Origin of the sequence: Nitrospira sp. (genome assembly GCA_030653545.1) — a bacterium.
In the GTDB taxonomy this organism is placed as follows: Bacteria; Nitrospirota; Nitrospiria; order Nitrospirales; family Nitrospiraceae; genus Nitrospira_D.
This window is the reverse complement of the sequence record JAURZE010000038.1, coordinates 1-17,642: the sequence shown is the minus strand read 5'-3', so window position 1 is coordinate 17,642 and position 17,642 is coordinate 1. Positions and strand designations below refer to the sequence as shown.

Below are 17,642 nucleotides of genomic sequence, written 5' to 3'. Positions count from 1 at the left end.
ATGGCGGGAAGCGCAGGCCGGAAAACCGTCTCCGTCTCGCGGGGGCTCATGATGCTCTGTGAGACCTGTTACGATCAGGTGTATGCCGAGAAGCTGCCGGACGCGAGGAATTTTGTCGCAGATCACGAGTCCCTGTTCGATACCATCTGCCTGGGCTGCACCGACATCAATCGCCCCCTGATTGACGATATGCTGGGCAGTTCGGAGTAGGCAGAACGTAAGCGGGTACTCGTTACTTGCACTCTTTCCCGTTGAAGAACATGCAGGTGGATTCGCCTGATTTCACCTTCCAGGTTTTGATCACGGGCATCTCTCCTTCGCCGCGCATTTCCACGACGAAATCGACCAGGCCGGAAACCGGCAGCTTCTCCATATGGGGCCGCGCAACCTCCGGGACGTCGATATAGAATACCCCACCAAGCTTTGAAATCAGCACACGATGGTTTTCAGTATCGATAGTAATGACGGGGCTGTAGTAGCTCTTGTCTTCAGCCAGGCTCTGACCGGTCACGATGATGAGGAGGGCGGCAGCGAGAAGTATCGTACGGATGAATGCCATGACGATTGCTCCTTCTAATGAGGTCGATGATGGCGACATTATCGCATTGAAAATGGAAGAAGGGAAATATGAAATTCAGAGTGGGATTGAGCGGCGAGTGAACTACTCTACGGCGATCTGAGCCGGAGACACCACGCCGCCCTTGATCCAGTAGGCGCGGATGTCGGGCGTCTGGTGCATTAGGGAGACGAGAAGATAGGCAGGGACGGGGAGATTGATCTTGCCCCAGTAATCTTCGTAGTCGGTGGCGATCTTGATGTCGGTGACCGAAGGGCGAGCCGGATCGTGCGGATGCGAATGGTAGACGACTTGGAGGGTGTGGCCGCTGCGTCGCATATCTTTTTGCGCGAGGGCCAGGTCCTGAGCATCCATCACAAAGGCGATCTCGGCCCGTTCAGCTGGGCTGAGGCGTGCCAGATGTGCGACTTTTGCCGGATCGAATGAGGCAAGTTGTTGGGCACCCTCCAGGGCGACGACATTCTTGATGCGATAGATCTTGGTGACGGTGTTTCCTGTCCCTGCGAGCAATCCGCAGCACTCGTAGGGCGCGAGCTCCTTCGCATGGGCGACCATGTCATCGAGAATGGGCTGGGGAATGATCAGATCAGCCACGATAGTTACTAGATGGTGCAGCTGACAGCATAATCCATCCCGAGATCCTTGATCTTCGGATTGGGTCCACAGAGAGGGCAGGCCGGATCTTTCGGACGGCTGACCTTACGGAACTTCATGTCGAGCGCATCGTAGATCACGAGTTTGTCGGCGATAGTGTCGCCGATACCCAGGACTTCCTTGATGGCTTCGGATGCCTGCAGAATCCCCATTGTGCCGGCGAGCACACCGAGTACTCCGGCTTCCTGGCAGTTGGGAACCAGCCCGGCCGGGGGTGGCTCAGGATAGAGGCAGCGATAGCAGGGGTAGCCTGCGTGCGGCTTGATGGTCGTAAGTTGGCCTTCAAATCGGAACATGCTGGCCGAGATCAACGTCTTCTTGGCGAAGAAGCAGGCGTCGTTCACCAGGAACCGGGTCGAGAAATTATCCGAGCCATCCAGGACGATATCGTATTGCGAGATGAGCGGAAGAATATTGTCGGCGTCGACCAACTGGTGATAGGCGTTGACCGTGATCTCAGGGTTGATCGCCGTCAGCGTCTTTTTGCCGGACTCGACCTTGGGCATCCCGACCGTGGCAGTCGAGTGCATAATCTGTCGCTGGAGATTGGAGAGGTCGACGACATCGCCATCGACCAATCCGATCGTCCCGATGCCCGCAGCAGCCAGGTACAGTCCGGCTGGTGAGCCGAGGCCTCCTGCCCCGATCAGCAAGACTTTCGCTTGTGAGAGCTTCTTTTGCCCTTTGCCACCCACTTCATTCAAGATGATGTGGCGGCTATAACGTTGGATCTGAAGTTCTGTAAGTTCCATGATGTAATGCCGATTGCCGGAAGCTGCTTTCCTTATTCCACCACGTTTAGTTCGATGGGATCGACGACACAGCCTTTTTTTCGAAGGCCGTCGAGCGCCCGTTCGATCTCGGCAATTTCGCCTGAGAGCTCGACATCGACCCAGCCGGTGGTTTCACGCACATCGGCGCGGCGCACGTTGGTGACGATATTGTACTCGCGGCCGATCTGATAAATGATCGGCTCTTTGACCTTGTCTTCGGGAAATCGCACGTGAAAGCGTAAATGTGACATGGTTAGCCTCCCGCGATCGCCGGAACGATGGAGACTTCGTCGCCATCCTTCAGCATGGTCTCTTTGCCCTTGAGGAATCGAATGTCTTCCTCGTTCACATAGATATTCACGAAGCGGCGCAATTCACCAGACTCATCGCAGAGGCGATCCTTAATGCCGGGGTGCGCGCTGTTCAGCGACTCGATCATGTTCGTGATGCTGCCGGCTGTCGTTTCAACTTCCCCCTGGTTCTTCGTCAGCGGCCGGAGGGGAGTAGGGATGCGGACTTTAATCATGCGTCACCACCACCGTTCTTTCCCAACTTAAAGGTTTTTTCAAAGGCCACCAGGCTCGGCTGAATGCGGGTCGGCCGTCCGACGGCATCGATGACCGCTTCCTGCGTCTTCAATCCGTTCCCCGTGATGTAGGCGACCGTCACTTCGTTCTTCTTGATCACGCCCTGCTTGACCAGTTTCTTTAGCACGCCGATGGTCACTCCGCCGGCGGTCTCGGCGAAAATGCCTTCGGTCTGCGCCAGCAGCTTGATGCCGTCGACGACTTCTTCGTCGGTCACCATGTCCATGGCGCCTTGGCTCTCGGCCGTCGCCTTTAACGCGTAATAGCCGTCGGCCGGATTGCCGATGGCCAGCGATTTGGCGATCGTCTTCGGCTTGACTGGCTTGAAGAAGTCGCGTCCCGCTTTGAAGGCGGTGGAGATCGGGGAGCAGCCTTCCGCTTGGGCGCCGTTGAGCTTTGTGTGGACGTCGTCGATGAGCCCCACGTACTTCATTTCGTGCAACCCCTTCCAGATCTTGGTCAGGAGCGAGCCAGAGGCCATGGGAATGACGACCTGGTCCGGCGTCTTCCATCCCAATTGCTCGACTGTTTCGTACGCGAGCGTTTTCGAGCCCTCGGCATAGTAGGGGCGGATGTTGATGTTCACGAAACCCCAGCCGTGTTCGCCGGCGATTTCGCTGCAGAGCCGGTTCACATCGTCGTAGTTGCCTTCGACCTCGACCACATGCGGTTTATAGATGAGATTGCCTAATACCTTCGCGGCTTCCAAATCTCCCGGGATGAAGACGTAGCAATGGAGGTTGGCGGCTGCCGCATGGGCGGACACGGAATTTGCCAGGTTGCCGGTCGAAGCGCAGGCCACCGTCTCAAATCCAAGTTCCCGGGCGCGTGTCAGCGCGACAGCGACGACACGATCCTTGAAGGAGAGTGTCGGGTGATTGACCGTATCGTTCTTAATGTAGAGCTCATCGAGGCCGAGATAGGCGCCGAGATTTTTGGCGCGGACCAGCGGCGTCAATCCGGCATGCGGGCCGACGAAGTTCGTGCCCTCGACCGGAAGCAGATCGATATAGCGCCACATGCTGTGGGGACCCTCTTGGATCTTCTTGCGCGAAATCGATTTCTTGATTTCCTCGTAGTTGTATTTCACTTCGAGGGGGCCGAAACACATCTCGCAGACGTGGATCGCTTTTGTGGGATATTCTTTCCCGCATTCCCGGCACACGAGGGCTTTCATCTTGGTCATTGCGACACCATCATACGTAAAAAGTTAAACGCTAGGGACGAACGGCACAGCCGGCAAACGGATCTCCATCGTCAAACAGCTCGGTGATCGTCGGATGGTCACCGCAGAGTGCGCAGTGAGGGTTGCGCTTCACCTTGATCTCACGGAAGAGTGTCTTTTTGGCATCGAAGTCCAACAGTCGATCCGTCAATGGCCGTCCGATGCCGAGAATGAGTTTCAACGCTTCGGTTGCCTGGATCGTTCCGATGATCCCTGCCAATACGCCGATCACACCCGCTTCTTGGCAGGACGCGACCAGACCGGCCGGTGGTGGGGTCTTGAACACACAACGGTAGCAGGCCGACTTCTTCGGCACAATCGTCGTCACACGGCCATCGAAGCGAAGGATTCCGCCATGGATCAGTGGCTTGTCGGCAAAGAAGCAGGCATCGTTGATGAGGAACTTGGCCGTAAAGTTATCGACGCCATCGATGATGACATCGTATTCGCTGAAAATCTTGAGCGCATTCCCCGCAGTCAGGCGCTCTTCGTAGGTCTTTACGATGACGTCGGGATTCAGCGCCGCGATCTTTTCCTTCCCGGAGACGACTTTGGGGCGCCCGATGTCGGATGTGTGGTGAAGGATCTGTCGTTGCAAGTTCGTCAGGTCCACCACGTCGCTGTCGATGAGACCGATGGTGCCGACGCCGGCCGCGGCCAGATAGAGTGCAGCCGGTGAGCCCAGACCTCCGGCGCCGACGAGAAGAATCTTCGCCTTGGCGATCTTCTTCTGGCCTTTGCCGCCGACTTCAGGCAGGAGAATGTGCCGGCTGTATCGGTTTATTTGCTCTTCAGTGAATTCCATATTCCACGGGATGCTGAAAATAGCCCCCAACTTCGTTCTCGGCTCGAAAAATCCTCAACGTACCCCAGAGGGTACGCGTCCGGTTTTTCTCGTCTGCGGCCTTGTTGGATGTCTATTTTGGGCATCCCTCCTTGATCAACCGTCAGATATTAAAATACTTCTCGATGCTGATGTAGCGCTCGCCGGTGTCGCACAGGATGGTCACGACATTCTTCCCTGGGCCGAGTTCTTCGGCGATTTTCTGAGCGGCGAAGACATTGGCACCGGCTGAAATGCCGACCAGCAAGCCTTCTTTTTTTGACAGCTGTTTGGCTGTTTGATAGGCCTCATCGTCCGTGACGGTAATCACGCGGTCGATAATCTTCCGGTTCAAGACTTTGGGAATGAACCCGGCTCCGATGCCTTGAATCTTGTGGGGTCCCGGATCACCGCCGGACAAGACCGGTGAGCCCGCCGGTTCCACTGCGATCACTTGCACGTTCGGGTTCTTTTCCTTGAACAGCTCTCCGCAGCCCGTAATGGTTCCGCCGGTGCCGACCGCCGCCACAAACGCGTCGATCTTCCCGTCCAGGGCATCCAGAATCTCTGGAGCCGTGGTCATTCGGTGCATCGCCGGATTCGCCGGGTTCGAAAACTGATCCGGCATGAAATAGCTGGGGTTCTGAGCCAGGATGCTCTCCGCTTCCTTAATGGACCCTTTCATCCCTTCCCACGCGGGAGTGAGGACTAGCTGTGCCCCATAAGAGGACAGTAGGCTCGCCCGCTCCATGCTCATGCTCTCCGGCATGACCAGGATCAGCTTGTAACCGCGTACGGCTGAAACCAGGGCCAGGCCGATACCGGTATTACCACTGGTCGGCTCGACGATGGTGCCGCCCGGCTTCAGTTTGCCCTGCCGTTCCGCCTCATTGATCATGTTGAGGCAGATGCGATCTTTGACGCTGCCACCCGGATTAAAAAACTCTACTTTGCCATAGATTGTCGCGGAGCCTGGTTTGGACAGCCGGTTCAACCGGACGAGCGGAGTCTTGCCGATCAATTCGGTAATTTCTTTGTGCATAATCATCGTCACCGGCCTCCTCCCATGTAAAAGAGGAATTCGACCAGATCGCCCTCCTTGAGGGTAGTGGTGGCGAGATGTTCCCGATCGATCATTTTGTCATTGACCTCGACCGCAACCATCTGAGGATCGATCTTCTTGAGCGTGAGCAAATCGAGGACGCTGCCGCTTTGGATGTCCTCGGATTTCCCGTTGACCTTGACCTGCATGGATTCTCCCAAGTTGGCCTAGAGATTAAGGAATTTCAGGACGTTAACAAAGAGTCTCCGCCCTTGTCAAGGCAACGCGGGCCTGGCACATTGCTTGACTTTCATTTGGCTCCCCATACACTATGCGACCCTCTCGGAGGAGTCGTCGATGTGGAAACAAAATTTTATGTTTCGGGCTCTTGAGGCAACCCCTCTCAAGGAGTCCGAGCAAGAGCTGTTTCATGAAACTGACCCGGCCATGGATAGTGCTGGACTACAGTTAGAGAAGTTTTTATCCGTTTGGATTCAAGGCGAGGGGGAGGATGACAAGCCGTCGATGTATACCGGCGTCTATGTTCGCACCGCCACGCTGGATTTTCAGAAACGGGTGGGATTTCTTCAGCCTCTTCAAGGGCGATCGCACCAGATCAAGCAACAGCTGACGCCTGGCCAGAAAGCATTCCTGCGCGGCTGGCTCGGTACCCATTCCACTCAGGCGTGGGACGCGTCCGACGATCACTTTCGAGATCTCTTCGAAGTCGAATGACGAGGCGGTGCTGGCCAGCCTTCAGCCAATCTCTTCTTCGATGTGGGCTTGCAATTGTCTGTCTCGTGGGAGGCGTGAGTAATGCGGCCCAGGCTACCAGTATTGAAGTATATTACGCCCCCGAGGACGAGCCGCTCACGAAACTGTCGAAGATCTACGATCATGCTTCACGATATATTTACGTAGCTGTGTATGGGCTGACTTCGCCGTTGGCCGTGAAAGGCCTAGTCGAGGCGAAGAAGCGCGGTCTGGATGTGCGCGTCATTACCGATCGGGAGAGACTCGACGATCACAAGCAAAAGACCGCCGTCGAGACCTTGCACCTGGCCGGTATTCCCATCCTCGTTAATCAGCACGACGGGCTAATGCATCTCAAGCAAGTGGTGATCGATGACGAGATCAACGCGTCCGGATCGATGAACCATACCGGCAGCGGGAATCGGTACAATGATGAGCGGCTTGATGTGATTCACGATCACGCCATTACGGCTCAGGCGAAACAGAAGTTCTTGACGATGTGGAACGATCCGCAGCGCTACCATCTCTGGAAACCATAAACGGGACGCACGTGGCAGGGACCATCGTCGAAACAGATATTGCTGTCGTCGGGGCCGGAGGCGGAGGGGCCGTATTGGCGCTTGCGTTGGCTCAGCAGGGGATCAAGACGATCGTGCTCGAGCAGGCCTCAGGTCCGCCGCAGGGGCTACGTGGAGAAATTCTTCAGCCGAATGGTCAACGAGTATTAGATCGGTTGGGATTGCTCAAGAAGTTGCCGGTGGATTCGACCAGGCCGATCCGCAAGTTTCATTTCTGCCGGGTGGGTGGAGAGCGGTTGTGCACCGTCGACTACGGGGAGTTGCCCGCGCCATACAATCACGCCGTCGTGACGTTGCCGAATGTGGCGCACCACGCCATTCTCGATGCGATCCAGGCTGAACCGTCGGTCGCGCTTTGGTATGGCGCCAGCTTTGTCAGTCTGGTGAAGGAGGGGACGCAGGTGAGCGGTCTGACCGCAACGCGCGGCGGGGAAGAGGTGACGATTCGTGCGAAGGTGGTTGTCGGGGCCGATGGCGCGTTTTCCAAGGTTCGGCAGGCCCTGCAGATTCCGGCGGAGGTGCATCTCTATCCGCAGGGGTATCTGATCGCGATTCTCGATTCTCCGTTGCCGATCACTGAAGCCAAGTATTACGTTGGAAAGAAAACGATTCTCGGACTCTTTCCTGCCGCGGGCGGCAAGGTTTATTGTTTCTATATGATCCCAACCGGCACCTATGATCGTATTAAGGCGCAGGGCCTTCCGGCCGTGCAGGAGGCTTGGACGGCCATTGATCCCGCGCTCAAGCCGTTGTTTCAGCAATTGACGGATTGGAGTCAGACCGCGTTCATGCCGACCGGGCGTGTGCGGACGCCGACCTGGGTGGCGGACGGCGCAGTGCTGATCGGCGACGCGGCTCATGCCATGAATCCGCACGCGTCGCAAGGCCGTATGCAAGCGATGGTCGATGCGATGACGCTCGCGGACTTGTTGCCGGACTGTCTGGCGGAGCGAAATTTCTCCGCGGCAAAACTGAAAACCTACGAGGATGCCCGGCGTCCCCAGGTCACCATGTTGCAACGATTGGCGGATGAGCAGGTCTTGTTCTGGAACACGGCGAATCCTGTGATTGGCTTTCTCCGTAACCGGGTGTTTCGCACGCTGGATCGGAATCCCCGGCTGCGGTATCGCGTCTTGTCTACGACTGCGGGGCTGCGGCAATCGCCGCCGTTTTCATTGATCGATCGAGTCATGGCAGCAGGATTCCTGCCGGATCCGTTTGCCCGGAGTACGGCAGCAGGAATGGCGAGGTTACACGATGGCAGGTAACGAATGGGTGATCGACGGATTGCCGGATGAGTATCAGCAGCACTTGCGGGCCTATGTAAAAGATGTGCAACGAGTGTATGGCGACTCGCTCGATGGGGTGTTGCTCTATGGCAGCGCCGTGCGCGGCGAGTTTCTGCCGGGCCGTTCGAATCTGAATATTGTCCTGGTGGTGACATCCACCAAGGCGGACCAACTTAAGAAGTATGGTCCGCTCCATCGCCGGTGGGCCAAGGAACAGATTGTCGTGCCGTTGTTTGTGACGCAAGCCGACTTGCCGGCGATGGCGCGGGTGTTTCCTCTCGAGTATCTGGAAATGCAGGAACAGCATCGGCTCCTCGCCGGTCAGGACCCATTCGTCGGGTTCAAGGTCGATCAGCGCCACCTCCGTGCCGAAGTGCTGCAAAGCTTGCGGGGGAATTTGTTGCGCGTGCGTCAGCGCTTCATTGAAGGAGGGGGAACGGAAGAAGCCATTACGATTCTCCTGCCTCTGTCGTTGACGGCGATGCTGCCTTGTTTACGTGGGGTGCAGCGATTGCTGGAGCGGCCGGTGCTGTCCCAGGGTGAGCCGCTCCTGAAGGATTTCGAAACATTCCTGTCCGTCGATCTGTCGGGTCTGCGCGACGCCTGGTTGCTCAAGCGCGGGCAGATCTCGCCGGGGCAGAAGGAAGTGCCCCGTCTCATGGAACGGTATCTTGAGAGTTTTGAACGGCTGGTGCAATCCGTGGAAGCTCGATTGATGGAGGAGCCGGCATGATCGGCCTACCGAGGCAATTCATTTCCGCGATGGCGTCGGTGAGCCTGCTGTGGCTCGTTGTGATCGGAGCTGCGCACGGGGCTCTCTATGATCGTCCGAAGGAACGCGCGCCGTTGCCCGGTCCGATGGGGTATGTCAGCGATCACGCCGGCGTGCTGGATGCGGAGTGGAAAGAACGGATTCGTTCCGTCTGTCAGGATCTCGAACGAAAAACCGGGGTGGAGATGGTCGTGGTCACCGTGCCATCGATCAAGCCGTTTCTCTCGGCCAACGAATATGCAGCGGCCCTCTATGGGAAATGGGGGATCGGATCGGCGCAGCAAGAACATGGAGTGATGGTGCTGGTCTCCGTCGAAGAGCGGCAGGCGGCGATGACGTTGGGGCGCCAGATGCTCCCCATTATCACCCCGACCATCATGACCGACGTCGGCGGCGGCACGTTGCTTCCCGCGATTCAGCTCGGGCATTTCGGTGAAGGCCTGTACCGGACAGTGGTGGCGCTCGCGACTCCGGCTCAAGAGGTGCGGGTCGGGACGTTACCGAAGCATCATTTCAAAGGCGTCGGCTTCTGGATCACTCTCTTCACGAGTCTTGGTGCGATGTCTTTCTTTTGGTGGATCAGCCGCCCGGACCTGCGACATCCGTATCGCCGCATTCAACGTGGCGAGTATTGGGGCACGGGGCAGGGTGGATTCGGCGGCAACTGGGGCGGATTTGGCGGCGGGACGAGCGGGGAAGGTTACAAGTAGGCAGGGCATTTAAACCAAGAAGGAGCAGCATCATGGGCAAAGGGCAGGACAAGAAAAAAGAGACGAAGAAGAAGCCGGCTAAGTCGATGGCAGAGAAAAAGGCGGCGAAACGAGAGAAGGGCAAGTAACGCAGAGGGCGGGCGTTCCGATCGAGCCGCTCTTGAAATTGCCGGGCATTCGAGGCTCTGAAGAATGCCACGAGACCAACCGTTTCGAGGGAGTCCTACGGCGTGGTCGAGGCCGACAACGATTCTTTCCCTGCCCAATTGGTTGCGGTGACGCACAAGCCTATCTCGGATGCGGTCACGGGAATATCGCTGATGGTCACCTGCGCTCCGCCGTGTGGGTCGTTGGTCCACACGCGAATGGCAGTTGTTGGAACGCCCTTGGCGTTCAGGTAGATCGTGGTGTAGGCGAGATCCGTGAGCAGGACGCCATTCTGACTCTTCGTTGGCTCGATGTAGGAGACCGTCAGGCTGGTTTGGGTGGCGGGAAGAGATTTAATGAGCGTCGGGCAACCAGCGGGCAGCGATACACCTCTGGTGGTTTCCTTTCGCAGCTCAGTGGTCAAGGCGCTCTTTTTGAGCAAGAGCTGCTCGGTTTCGCAGCCGGCGCTGGTCAATCCGAGCAACAGGCAGGCACAGGTTGCGGTCGTCATGTTCATGTCGCGGTGTCCTCTGGCTCGGCGTCGGTTAGGCAATCACTATTCGTCGCGGTACGTCTCGCCCTTCTTCCAAATCTTGCAGATCGGACCAGGCGGTCAGATCGGTCCGTGAAGGATCCACGGCGTCCCGGTATTTCTTGAACTTCTCCAGGCTCTCCGGAGAGCTGGGGCCGCGCGCCAACAGCTTCATATTCCATTCATCTAACTCAGCTGTCGGATGCGATGTGGCAGTCTGCTGGAACCAGGCCGCTACGCCTGCATCGGTTGGATTCGTGTTCACTGCCGAGGTGAATTGATCGCTGGTGATTCCGACGAACTCCAAAAGCCGTTCATCCATCGGGCAGGGATAGAGGTACTCACCTTGCGTTCCGGCGAGGACCGCGCGGCATTTGTCGATCATGCGTGCGAGATGAACGTAGCCCGCGAGTGTAACTCGCATGCTTCGTGGGAATGAGGTTCTCAGATCCATAGTAGTATGCCCGTCGATTTCCCGCCCGTTCCCCAAGCGGGGAGCGGGCGGGAATAGGGGGCTAGAGCAACTTGTGGTTCGTGAAGGTCAAGTTCTTGACGATGACCTGGCCGTTTTCAAATGCAATGATGCGGCGGGTGGCGGGAAGATCCGCCGCTCCTACCCGCACATGCGTGTCGGTGAAGCTCTCGACGTTGTTTAACTTCCCGTCAGTGGGGGAGTAGTAATAGACGGTATATTTGGTGGTCAGGTTCTTCTGATCCTGCGTGACGGAACTTTCTTCGACGTTGATTGAGAAGGCAAAGGGAGTCATGCCCGGGTGGGCCATCTTCCGGTTAATTTGGGTGATGCGGTTATCTTTGATCCGGTAGAAGGAGTTCGATCCGTGGATATCGAGCTTGGTGCCGAAGGGGTGGCCATCCTCTTCCATCGTGAGAGAGTACTTGCCGTCTGATTCTTCGAAGCTTCGGGGGCCGCGGTGGACGGCGATCATTCCGAGCTGCTCCTGAGCCCATTTTTGTACGTCGGCATCTCCAAGTTGCACCGACACCTCACGGGGGCCCTTCACCATGACGGGACCGGTGGTCACCTTCCCGTTGATATTCACGGTCAGATCAGCAGTGAAGCCGTTAAAATCTTTCGGCCAGCGGGCAGTCTTTTCGAATGCTTGCCGCATGACCTCGCGGGCTTTGGGGTCATCGGCGACAGTCGATTGAGGGGGTGTATGCATGGACATGGTGGATTCTCCTGTGAATGTAGTGGAGCGATTATACCTACCGGGTTTGACGGGGCTCAATGGGGAAGAGTCTCTTCCTGTCCCGAGGGAGACAAGGGCGTCTGGCGTGCCTCTGGAGCCTGAATTGTATGGTGCGTGCAGCCTGTTTCAACATTCATGTGATTTCTGATATAGTTCCGCGAGTTTTTAGCTGTTCGGCAGGCCTGTTGTCTGTTTGAAGGGATGCTAGAAGAGGATGGAGTAGAATGGAACGACGCGCTGCCTCCCATACTGAAGAAGAAGAAATGAACCAACGCCGCAAGCTGTTAAATGCGGCGAAACGGGGCGATCAGAAAGCCATCGGGAAACTGTTTGAGCTGTATCAAGTAAGGGTGATGAACCCGGATCAGCTGACGAAGATCAATAAAGTGTATGCCGCCATGCCGATACCGGTGAAATCAGGATCATCGAGATCCAGCCGGCAGTCAGCCAAGTCGGGCAAGCAGCCTCCCACAAAACCCGGTGCACCGGCGAAACCCGCTTTGGCGGCGAAGCCGGTGAAAGCAGCCAAGCCGGAAAAGCCCGCGAAGGCAGCCAAACCCACCAAGCCGGTGAAAGCAGCAAAGGCTGCGATATCTGTTGCCAAGAAAGTCGCGAAGCAACCGGCGAAACGGAAAGCCAAGTAGCGCAGCTCCGTCCCGCACGGGTACGTGACCTACTGCACCGCCACTCGAAGTCCTCCGCTTGCGAGCCCTGACGCAATCTGTTCGGCTTGCTGTGTCTCCCCCTCAAAGACCATCGCTTCTCCTTCATGATCGATTTGATACGCGAGTTCAAAGGCGTGTGAAGAGGTCATGCCCGGCACATACTTGCACAGGAGGCTAATCACCTGCTGGTAGGTATGGCAGTCGCAATTGTAGACGATCACCCGGGATTCGAGGTCGTCGCCGGTGCCTGTCCCGGTCTCTTCGGTGACGTCAGGGGTCGTCAACGGAAAGGATGGTTTCGCCATGGCCGAAAAGTGTAGCAGAGTCGTGGGAGGAGGTTAATACCCGGTCCTGATTATCAAATGGTTCGGAAGCTGCTTGTGTTCTCGTTCGAGCGTCCGGCTGAACAGCTGAAAATGTGCGGGCGAATCGGTCGCCGTTGTCACCTGGAGGGTCTGGGCGAGGTGCATCGTATAGCCCTGGGCCGCGGCGGTCTTGACCAATGCCAGACCATACTCGAAACGAAAGGCGTCATCTCCGCTCAGCCGTTCGCAGCTTAACTGTTGTACGGCCTTGACGGTGAACGGTTGGTGGGAAAAGTGCTTATCCATGAGCCGGAGCAGCGCGGCAGGGCCTGGCCAGACATCCCGGCCGATCGTAACGGCATGGGTGGGATCAAAGAGGCCCCGCTGAAAGCGCCGGTTCTCCCGAATCGCTTCATGGAAAATAGTTCGCCACCGAGTATCGGCCAAGTCATGGTCAATGGAGATCCGGCTGGCCTCGCTCAGAGGGCCGCTGACATTATGACCTTGAACCAGCCTTCCGGTGGTTACCAATTCTGGAAATGTTCCTCCCATGCGATCGGCATAGGCGGTGGTCCCTGAGAAGGGACTGAGCTGGATCGCCATATAATCGCGAAAGTGGACCCGGTGAAACCGCGCGAGGAGGCATCGCAACGTCTGCTCATGGCAGAGATGAAAGGGGTAGAACAAGGCATCGGTTAATGGGGTGCCGTTCATCGACATTCACAGAGACTCATGTTAGGTTTCGCCCATGAAAAAAATCTTTACGTCGTGGCTCGATATATTGCTTGTGTTCATTCCGACGGCGATTGCCCTTGAGGTCGTCAAGGCTGATCCGCTCTATGTCTTTGCCGCGTCCGCTTTCGCGATTGTTCCGCTCGCCGGGATGTTGGGCCGCGCGACCGAGCATCTCACGTCGCATGTCGGTGCCGGGATCGGCAGCCTGTTAAATGCCTCACTGGGAAACGCCGCGGAGCTGATCATAGCACTTGCCGCACTTCGTGAGGGGCTCCATGATGTGGTCAAAGCGTCACTCACTGGTTCCATTCTCGGTAACGTTCTGCTGGTTCTCGGGGCGTCTATGGTTGCTGGCGGATTGAAGTTTGAACGGCAGAAGTTCAACCAAACGGCGGCAGGGATGGGCTCCAGCCTGCTCTTGTTGGCGGCGGTCGGTTTGATCATACCCGCGCTGTTCCATTTCACCGCCGCGGATCGGGGCGTGACGATCGAACGGGAGTTGAGTCTGGAGATCGCCATCGTGCTCTTCGTGATGTATGGGCTCAGCCTCATGTTCTCCCTGAAGACCCATCGCCATCTGTATGCAGGGGAATCACATGACGCGGAAGATCTGGGCGAGAAGCCTTGGAGCTTCCGTATGTCGGTGGCGGTCTTGACTGTGGTGACGACCTTGATCGCCGTGATGAGCGAACTATTGGTCGGTGCCATTGAGCCGACTGCGCACAAACTGGGTCTGACGCAGGTCTTCGTCGGCGTGATTCTGGTGGCGCTGGTCGGCAATGCGGCGGAACATTCGACGGCGGTGCTCATGGCGATGAAGAATAAAATGGATTTGGCCTATGGGATTGCCGTGGGGTCAAGTCTGCAAATTGCTCTCTTGGTCGCGCCGGTGCTGGTCTTTGCGAGCTATCTCTTCGGTACCCCGCTGGACTTGATCTTTACGCCGTTCGAAGTCGCGGCGGTGACGATCTCGGTGTTTGTTGTGGGTTTCGTCGCGATCGACGGGGAGTCGAACTGGATGGAAGGCGCCATGCTGGTCGGGGTCTACGCGATGCTGGCCATTGCCTTCTATTTTCTTCCGGCTTGATCGGCGCCGGTCACACCTTATCCATATCGATCACTTCAGTGGCATCCCACAAATTCTTCCACTCGGCATCGGCCAGATCCTTCTCTCGATCAGCATGGGTTTCGGTTCCAAACGCGAGCGGTGCTGCCTCTGTGGGTTCGAGGACCGGCTGTGAGGTTACGGTCGGTTCCGCTTGGCCGGACTTGCGCTTCTTTGTTGGATCCATGTTGACGGGCATTGGTCACCTCGCGTGTAGACCGATAGTGTCTCTTTCCGTCTGGTTCCTTGTCAATGGCTGGGTGCGGGGGAGTAGGTCAGAACAGGTCTGATGCCACGCTGTCGGCAAAGCGGCGGCCCAACGGGGTCAGCCTGGTTCGGCTGCCCTCTTCGACGATCAGGCCCTTCGCCCTGAGTTGGGCGAAGAGTTCCCGGTCGGCTTGCCCATCAGCAAGAAGTGAGCTGGGGACCCCGTTCAAGAGACGTAGGCCGAAGATCAGGGCATCGCGTTGTTGGTCCTCGACGCTGAGCTGTTGGCGATCTGTTACTGGAAGTTGATTCCGCTCCAGCTGGCTTGTGTAGGTGTCGAGATGTGCAATGTTGCCAAATCGGCATCCGGCCACGTAGGACTGCGCGCTGGGACCGAGGCCAAGGTAGTCGCCGTCGGTCCAATAGAGCAAATTGTGGCGGCAGGCATAACCGGGCTTGGCGTAGTTGGAAATTTCGTAGCGAGTAAAGCCGGCTTGTGTCAGCACCGTTTCGGCTGCCGCTTCCATCTCAACTTGAAGTAGTTCATCAGGTGCAGGGACCAGTCCCTTGGCGATATCGTGCGCCAGCTTGGTGTTGTCTTCAATGGTGAGGGCATAACAAGAGATATGAGTTGGATTGAGTTGAAGAAGAGATTGTACGGTGGTTGTCCAGGACACAAGACTTTGTCCAGGCAGGCCATACATGAGGTCGAGATTGATATTGGAAAATCCTGCAGTTCGAGCATGTTCAACTGCCTGCTCGGTTTCGGATACCGTGCCAGGGCGGCCAATCGGAATGAAGTCTTGGGGAGCCATGGATTCAGCTCCCAGACTGATCCGATTGAAGCCGGCTGTGGCAAGGGCCCTCAAATCAGCAAGTGTGACTGTTGAGGGATGAGCTTCAACGGTCACTTCGGCATCCGGCGTGACGGAAGAGGTGTTTCGAATATGGTTTAGAAGGGCAGCCAGCCGAAGCGATGGAAGCACCGTGGGCGTCCCCCCTCCGAAGTAGATGCTCTGAAATGCTCGTCCAGCAAGGAGATTCTGCTGGCGATAGAGGATCAGTTCACGTTCGAGCGCTGAAAGGTAGGCGTCGATGCGAGCCGGCGTGGCAATCTCCAAGTAGAAGGCGCAGAAGTGGCAGCGCTGGCGGCAGAGCGGAACGTGGAGATAGAGCCCGATGTCTCTTTCTTGCTGCATGCGCTAGATCTTGAATGGTTGAGGTTTGCCGAAGTCTTTTTCAACGACAACTTCAATCTCGTCCTGGGCGGATTTCCCCCGATTGCGAATGTGCGCTGCCCAGCCAGGTTGACGGCGTAGTGATTCGAAGACCATCTTGAGAATGTCCGGTTTGATCCGCGCTTCCCATTCGCCGGTCCAAGCGCGCTGATCCTCGTCCCCTTCGTAATCATCAGGGAAGCTGGCCTCCACGCTGAACCGGAGGTTAAAGGACTGTTCCTCACGATGCATAGGTGCCTCTCATTGCGATCTGGACGGGGGAATTTTATAATGGCCCCTAACAAGGAGCGTGTAACATGCCTATCTTCGAATATGTCTGCAGCGAATGTAAACATCGGTTTGAACTGTTGGTCCGCCGGTCGGATGAAGCTGCGTGCCCGAAATGTCAGGCAACGAGGCTGGAACAGCAGATCTCTTCGTTCGGGGTTGGCGCGACTGGAGGATGGGCATCTCCCGGTGCCGGATCCGGTGGGTCCTGCGGGAGCTGCGGCGATCCTCGTGGACCTGGCTCCTGTTCATCGAACTAGGCAACCGTCATGGATGTGGAAGAACTGTTTCAGCGAGCGATGAATACCATCGCGCAATCTGATCCGATCATCAAGCTGCTTCAGCAAGTGAGGATGGGCAAGATGAAGCCGGGGGATGCCGGATTGCGCGTGGTAGTTGAGGCGTGGTTCGGGACCTATGAGAAGGCGTTGAAGACGGAGGGGCTGACCCAAGCGGCCCTTCGTCGACTCGACCCGGCTCCACGTGTGGCAGTGCTACTGGACGCCGGAGTCTTACAGGCCGATCACCCTTCCGTGCAAGGACTTGAAAGGGCATTTTCGCAGGCCTTTTCCCAGGCCCCTGTCGGATAGCAGTAGTGGCCATGCCCACGTTGTTCGTTCTGCTCATCCTCTCCATCCTCTATCCAGCTTCCTCGGCGGGCGCACAGGAGGATCTGGGGATCAGCCCCATTCAATTCGTGGCGTTTTCTGAATTCGCTGCCGCTCTCCCCGGTGATATTCAGCTACTTGACGATGCGATCGCTATCGAAGGGTTTCTTGAAGCCTTGGAGGGCTATCCACCTGACTGGCCCGCGATTTATGGAGAAGGGCACCACGATCCTGGACATGACGACCGCCTCTTTCAGGTGAATCGAGCGCGCGATGACCGTCGTGCGGGGAACCGTGCGCTCGGTCGGCGAATCGCGTTTCGGTGGTCGGGGGAGTTATCTCATTTTGATCCGGAGCGGAAGGGGTTTTCTGTGGCCCTCGGCCCTGTATTGACCTCTACTCGATGGGGGCAGGTTCGCTTCAAGTCTGAGGATTTCCCTGGAGAGCTCAAAGCCGTCCCATCGGCGGACTCTTTGGATCGATTGCTGCGCGAGATTGCCGCTGGGAAGACTGTAGAACTTGCCGTCATCATCATCGGCCGACTTATTCCGGATGAATCGATTGTGTATGACTTCTCTCACGATCAAAAAGGGCTCGGTCTCATCATGCCTGTAGTCAGGGTTGAGGCGGTGCACTACGTACTTTCTCCTTAGTTGCAAGCCATTCTTTCCTCATCCTTCCCTCGCCCCATCGAATGCTGGACTTCCCAGGCTTTAACGGACACCTTAGGGTGGTCGTTAGAACAGGGGGAGGATTCATGGGGAATCGATGGAGATCGCAGCACGTCCGATTGAAGTACACCTTCATCAAAGCCCATCGCCGAGAGTTTGATACGGCGG

At 56.9% G+C, this 17,642-nt stretch carries 28 protein-coding genes; 10 read left to right on the top strand and 18 right to left on the bottom strand.

Features of this window, described 5'->3' with window-relative positions; all coding sequences use genetic code 11:
• Entirely contained in the window at positions 1–210 is a 210-nt protein-coding gene (locus Q7U39_18230; GenBank protein ID MDO9119900.1) for a hypothetical protein, read from the top strand.
• Positions 211–232: 22 nt separating this feature from the next.
• Here Q7U39_18230 and Q7U39_18225 read toward each other — a convergent pair whose 3' ends face one another.
• The 9 genes from Q7U39_18225 to thiS form a co-directional block, all read right to left on the bottom strand.
• The gene (locus tag Q7U39_18225) at positions 233–559 is read right to left on the bottom strand and encodes a hypothetical protein (GenBank protein MDO9119899.1); all 327 of its coding nucleotides are present in this window, start codon (positions 557–559) and stop codon (positions 233–235) included.
• A 102-nt stretch (positions 560–661) separates the two neighbouring features.
• Entirely contained in the window at positions 662–1,171 is a 510-nt protein-coding gene (locus Q7U39_18220) for a M67 family metallopeptidase (protein ID MDO9119898.1), read from the bottom strand.
• Between the two features lie 8 nt (positions 1,172–1,179).
• Positions 1,180–1,983 carry a molybdopterin-synthase adenylyltransferase MoeB gene (gene moeB / locus Q7U39_18215; protein MDO9119897.1) on the bottom strand — a complete coding sequence of 268 codons (804 nt, stop codon included), beginning with the start codon at positions 1,981–1,983 and terminating at the stop codon, positions 1,180–1,182.
• 32 nt (positions 1,984–2,015) lie between these two features.
• The gene (locus Q7U39_18210; GenBank protein MDO9119896.1) at positions 2,016–2,255 is read right to left on the bottom strand and encodes an NIL domain-containing protein; all 240 of its coding nucleotides are present in this window, start codon (positions 2,253–2,255) and stop codon (positions 2,016–2,018) included.
• A gap of 2 nt (positions 2,256–2,257) precedes the next feature.
• The gene (locus Q7U39_18205) at positions 2,258–2,530 is read right to left on the bottom strand and encodes a MoaD/ThiS family protein (protein MDO9119895.1); all 273 of its coding nucleotides are present in this window, start codon (positions 2,528–2,530) and stop codon (positions 2,258–2,260) included.
• Complete coding sequence (gene thrC, locus Q7U39_18200) at positions 2,527–3,777, bottom strand: threonine synthase (GenBank protein MDO9119894.1); 1,251 nt, start codon at positions 3,775–3,777, stop codon at positions 2,527–2,529. The genes Q7U39_18205 and thrC overlap by 4 nt, the downstream gene beginning before the upstream one ends.
• A 31-nt stretch (positions 3,778–3,808) precedes the next feature.
• Positions 3,809–4,621 (bottom strand): molybdopterin-synthase adenylyltransferase MoeB, encoded by an 813-nt coding sequence (gene moeB / locus Q7U39_18195; protein ID MDO9119893.1) that lies wholly within the window; start codon positions 4,619–4,621, stop codon positions 3,809–3,811.
• Between the two features lie 142 nt (positions 4,622–4,763).
• Positions 4,764–5,687, bottom strand: a complete 924-nt coding sequence (gene cysK / locus Q7U39_18190) for a cysteine synthase A (protein MDO9119892.1) — start codon at positions 5,685–5,687, stop codon at positions 4,764–4,766.
• Between the two features lie 2 nt (positions 5,688–5,689).
• Positions 5,690–5,890: a sulfur carrier protein ThiS gene (gene thiS / locus Q7U39_18185; GenBank protein ID MDO9119891.1), complete on the bottom strand. Its 201-nt coding sequence runs from the start codon at positions 5,888–5,890 to the stop codon at positions 5,690–5,692.
• Positions 5,891–6,038: 148 nt separating this feature from the next.
• Between thiS and Q7U39_18180 the strand changes: the two genes are divergently transcribed.
• The 5 genes from Q7U39_18180 (at position 6,039) to Q7U39_18160 (ending at position 9,783) form a co-directional block, all read left to right on the top strand.
• A complete protein-coding gene (locus Q7U39_18180; GenBank protein MDO9119890.1) occupies positions 6,039–6,416 on the top strand; it encodes a hypothetical protein in 378 nt (125 codons plus the stop codon).
• 74 nt (positions 6,417–6,490) lie between these two features.
• The gene (locus tag Q7U39_18175; protein MDO9119889.1) at positions 6,491–6,973 is read left to right on the top strand and encodes a phospholipase D-like domain-containing protein; all 483 of its coding nucleotides are present in this window, start codon (positions 6,491–6,493) and stop codon (positions 6,971–6,973) included.
• Between the two features lie 11 nt (positions 6,974–6,984).
• On the top strand, positions 6,985–8,280 hold the full coding sequence (locus Q7U39_18170; GenBank protein ID MDO9119888.1) for an FAD-dependent monooxygenase: 1,296 nt from the start codon (positions 6,985–6,987) through the stop codon (positions 8,278–8,280).
• On the top strand, positions 8,270–9,034 hold the full coding sequence (locus tag Q7U39_18165; protein MDO9119887.1) for a hypothetical protein: 765 nt from the start codon (positions 8,270–8,272) through the stop codon (positions 9,032–9,034). Before Q7U39_18170 ends, Q7U39_18165 begins: the two co-directional genes overlap by 11 nt.
• Positions 9,031–9,783: a TPM domain-containing protein gene (locus tag Q7U39_18160; GenBank protein MDO9119886.1), complete on the top strand. Its 753-nt coding sequence runs from the start codon at positions 9,031–9,033 to the stop codon at positions 9,781–9,783. The genes Q7U39_18165 and Q7U39_18160 overlap by 4 nt, the downstream gene beginning before the upstream one ends.
• A gap of 223 nt (positions 9,784–10,006) precedes the next feature.
• Here Q7U39_18160 and Q7U39_18155 read toward each other — a convergent pair whose 3' ends face one another.
• From Q7U39_18155 to Q7U39_18145, 3 genes are all read right to left on the bottom strand, one after another.
• Positions 10,007–10,447, bottom strand: coding sequence for a hypothetical protein (locus tag Q7U39_18155; GenBank protein MDO9119885.1), 441 nt, complete (start codon positions 10,445–10,447; stop codon positions 10,007–10,009).
• Between the two features lie 28 nt (positions 10,448–10,475).
• Positions 10,476–10,916: a DUF5069 domain-containing protein gene (locus Q7U39_18150; GenBank protein ID MDO9119884.1), complete on the bottom strand. Its 441-nt coding sequence runs from the start codon at positions 10,914–10,916 to the stop codon at positions 10,476–10,478.
• Positions 10,917–10,977: 61 nt separating this feature from the next.
• Positions 10,978–11,652, bottom strand: coding sequence for a DUF3386 family protein (locus tag Q7U39_18145; protein MDO9119883.1), 675 nt, complete (start codon positions 11,650–11,652; stop codon positions 10,978–10,980).
• 245 nt (positions 11,653–11,897) lie between these two features.
• Between Q7U39_18145 and Q7U39_18140 the strand changes: the two genes are divergently transcribed.
• The gene (locus tag Q7U39_18140; GenBank protein ID MDO9119882.1) at positions 11,898–12,317 is read left to right on the top strand and encodes a hypothetical protein; all 420 of its coding nucleotides are present in this window, start codon (positions 11,898–11,900) and stop codon (positions 12,315–12,317) included.
• Between the two features lie 29 nt (positions 12,318–12,346).
• Here the strand turns inward: Q7U39_18140 and Q7U39_18135 are convergent, their stop codons facing one another.
• Both Q7U39_18135 and Q7U39_18130 read right to left on the bottom strand, forming a co-directional pair.
• Positions 12,347–12,643, bottom strand: coding sequence for an ATP-dependent Clp protease adaptor ClpS (locus tag Q7U39_18135; GenBank protein ID MDO9119881.1), 297 nt, complete (start codon positions 12,641–12,643; stop codon positions 12,347–12,349).
• 33 nt (positions 12,644–12,676) lie between these two features.
• The gene (locus tag Q7U39_18130; protein MDO9119880.1) at positions 12,677–13,363 is read right to left on the bottom strand and encodes a hypothetical protein; all 687 of its coding nucleotides are present in this window, start codon (positions 13,361–13,363) and stop codon (positions 12,677–12,679) included.
• Between the two features lie 28 nt (positions 13,364–13,391).
• Between Q7U39_18130 and cax the strand changes: the two genes are divergently transcribed.
• Positions 13,392–14,465, top strand: a complete 1,074-nt coding sequence (gene cax, locus Q7U39_18125) for a calcium/proton exchanger (GenBank protein MDO9119879.1) — start codon at positions 13,392–13,394, stop codon at positions 14,463–14,465.
• A gap of 10 nt (positions 14,466–14,475) precedes the next feature.
• Here cax and Q7U39_18120 read toward each other — a convergent pair whose 3' ends face one another.
• From Q7U39_18120 to Q7U39_18110, 3 genes are all read right to left on the bottom strand, one after another.
• Positions 14,476–14,682: a hypothetical protein gene (locus tag Q7U39_18120; GenBank protein ID MDO9119878.1), complete on the bottom strand. Its 207-nt coding sequence runs from the start codon at positions 14,680–14,682 to the stop codon at positions 14,476–14,478.
• Between the two features lie 76 nt (positions 14,683–14,758).
• A complete protein-coding gene (gene hemW / locus Q7U39_18115; GenBank protein ID MDO9119877.1) occupies positions 14,759–15,889 on the bottom strand; it encodes a radical SAM family heme chaperone HemW in 1,131 nt (376 codons plus the stop codon).
• A gap of 3 nt (positions 15,890–15,892) precedes the next feature.
• Positions 15,893–16,159, bottom strand: a complete 267-nt coding sequence (locus Q7U39_18110) for a hypothetical protein (GenBank protein MDO9119876.1) — start codon at positions 16,157–16,159, stop codon at positions 15,893–15,895.
• Between the two features lie 305 nt (positions 16,160–16,464).
• Between Q7U39_18110 and Q7U39_18105 the strand changes: the two genes are divergently transcribed.
• Together Q7U39_18105 and Q7U39_18100 are read left to right on the top strand one after the other, a co-directional pair.
• Complete coding sequence (locus Q7U39_18105) at positions 16,465–16,785, top strand: hypothetical protein (protein MDO9119875.1); 321 nt, start codon at positions 16,465–16,467, stop codon at positions 16,783–16,785.
• Positions 16,786–16,796: 11 nt separating this feature from the next.
• Complete coding sequence (locus tag Q7U39_18100; GenBank protein MDO9119874.1) at positions 16,797–17,456, top strand: hypothetical protein; 660 nt, start codon at positions 16,797–16,799, stop codon at positions 17,454–17,456.
• On the opposite strand, the gene Q7U39_18095 is transcribed toward Q7U39_18100, so the two are convergent.
• A partial coding sequence (locus tag Q7U39_18095; GenBank protein MDO9119873.1) for a hypothetical protein occupies positions 17,453–17,642 on the bottom strand: 190 nt, incomplete at its 5' end. The genes Q7U39_18100 and Q7U39_18095 overlap by 4 nt on opposite strands.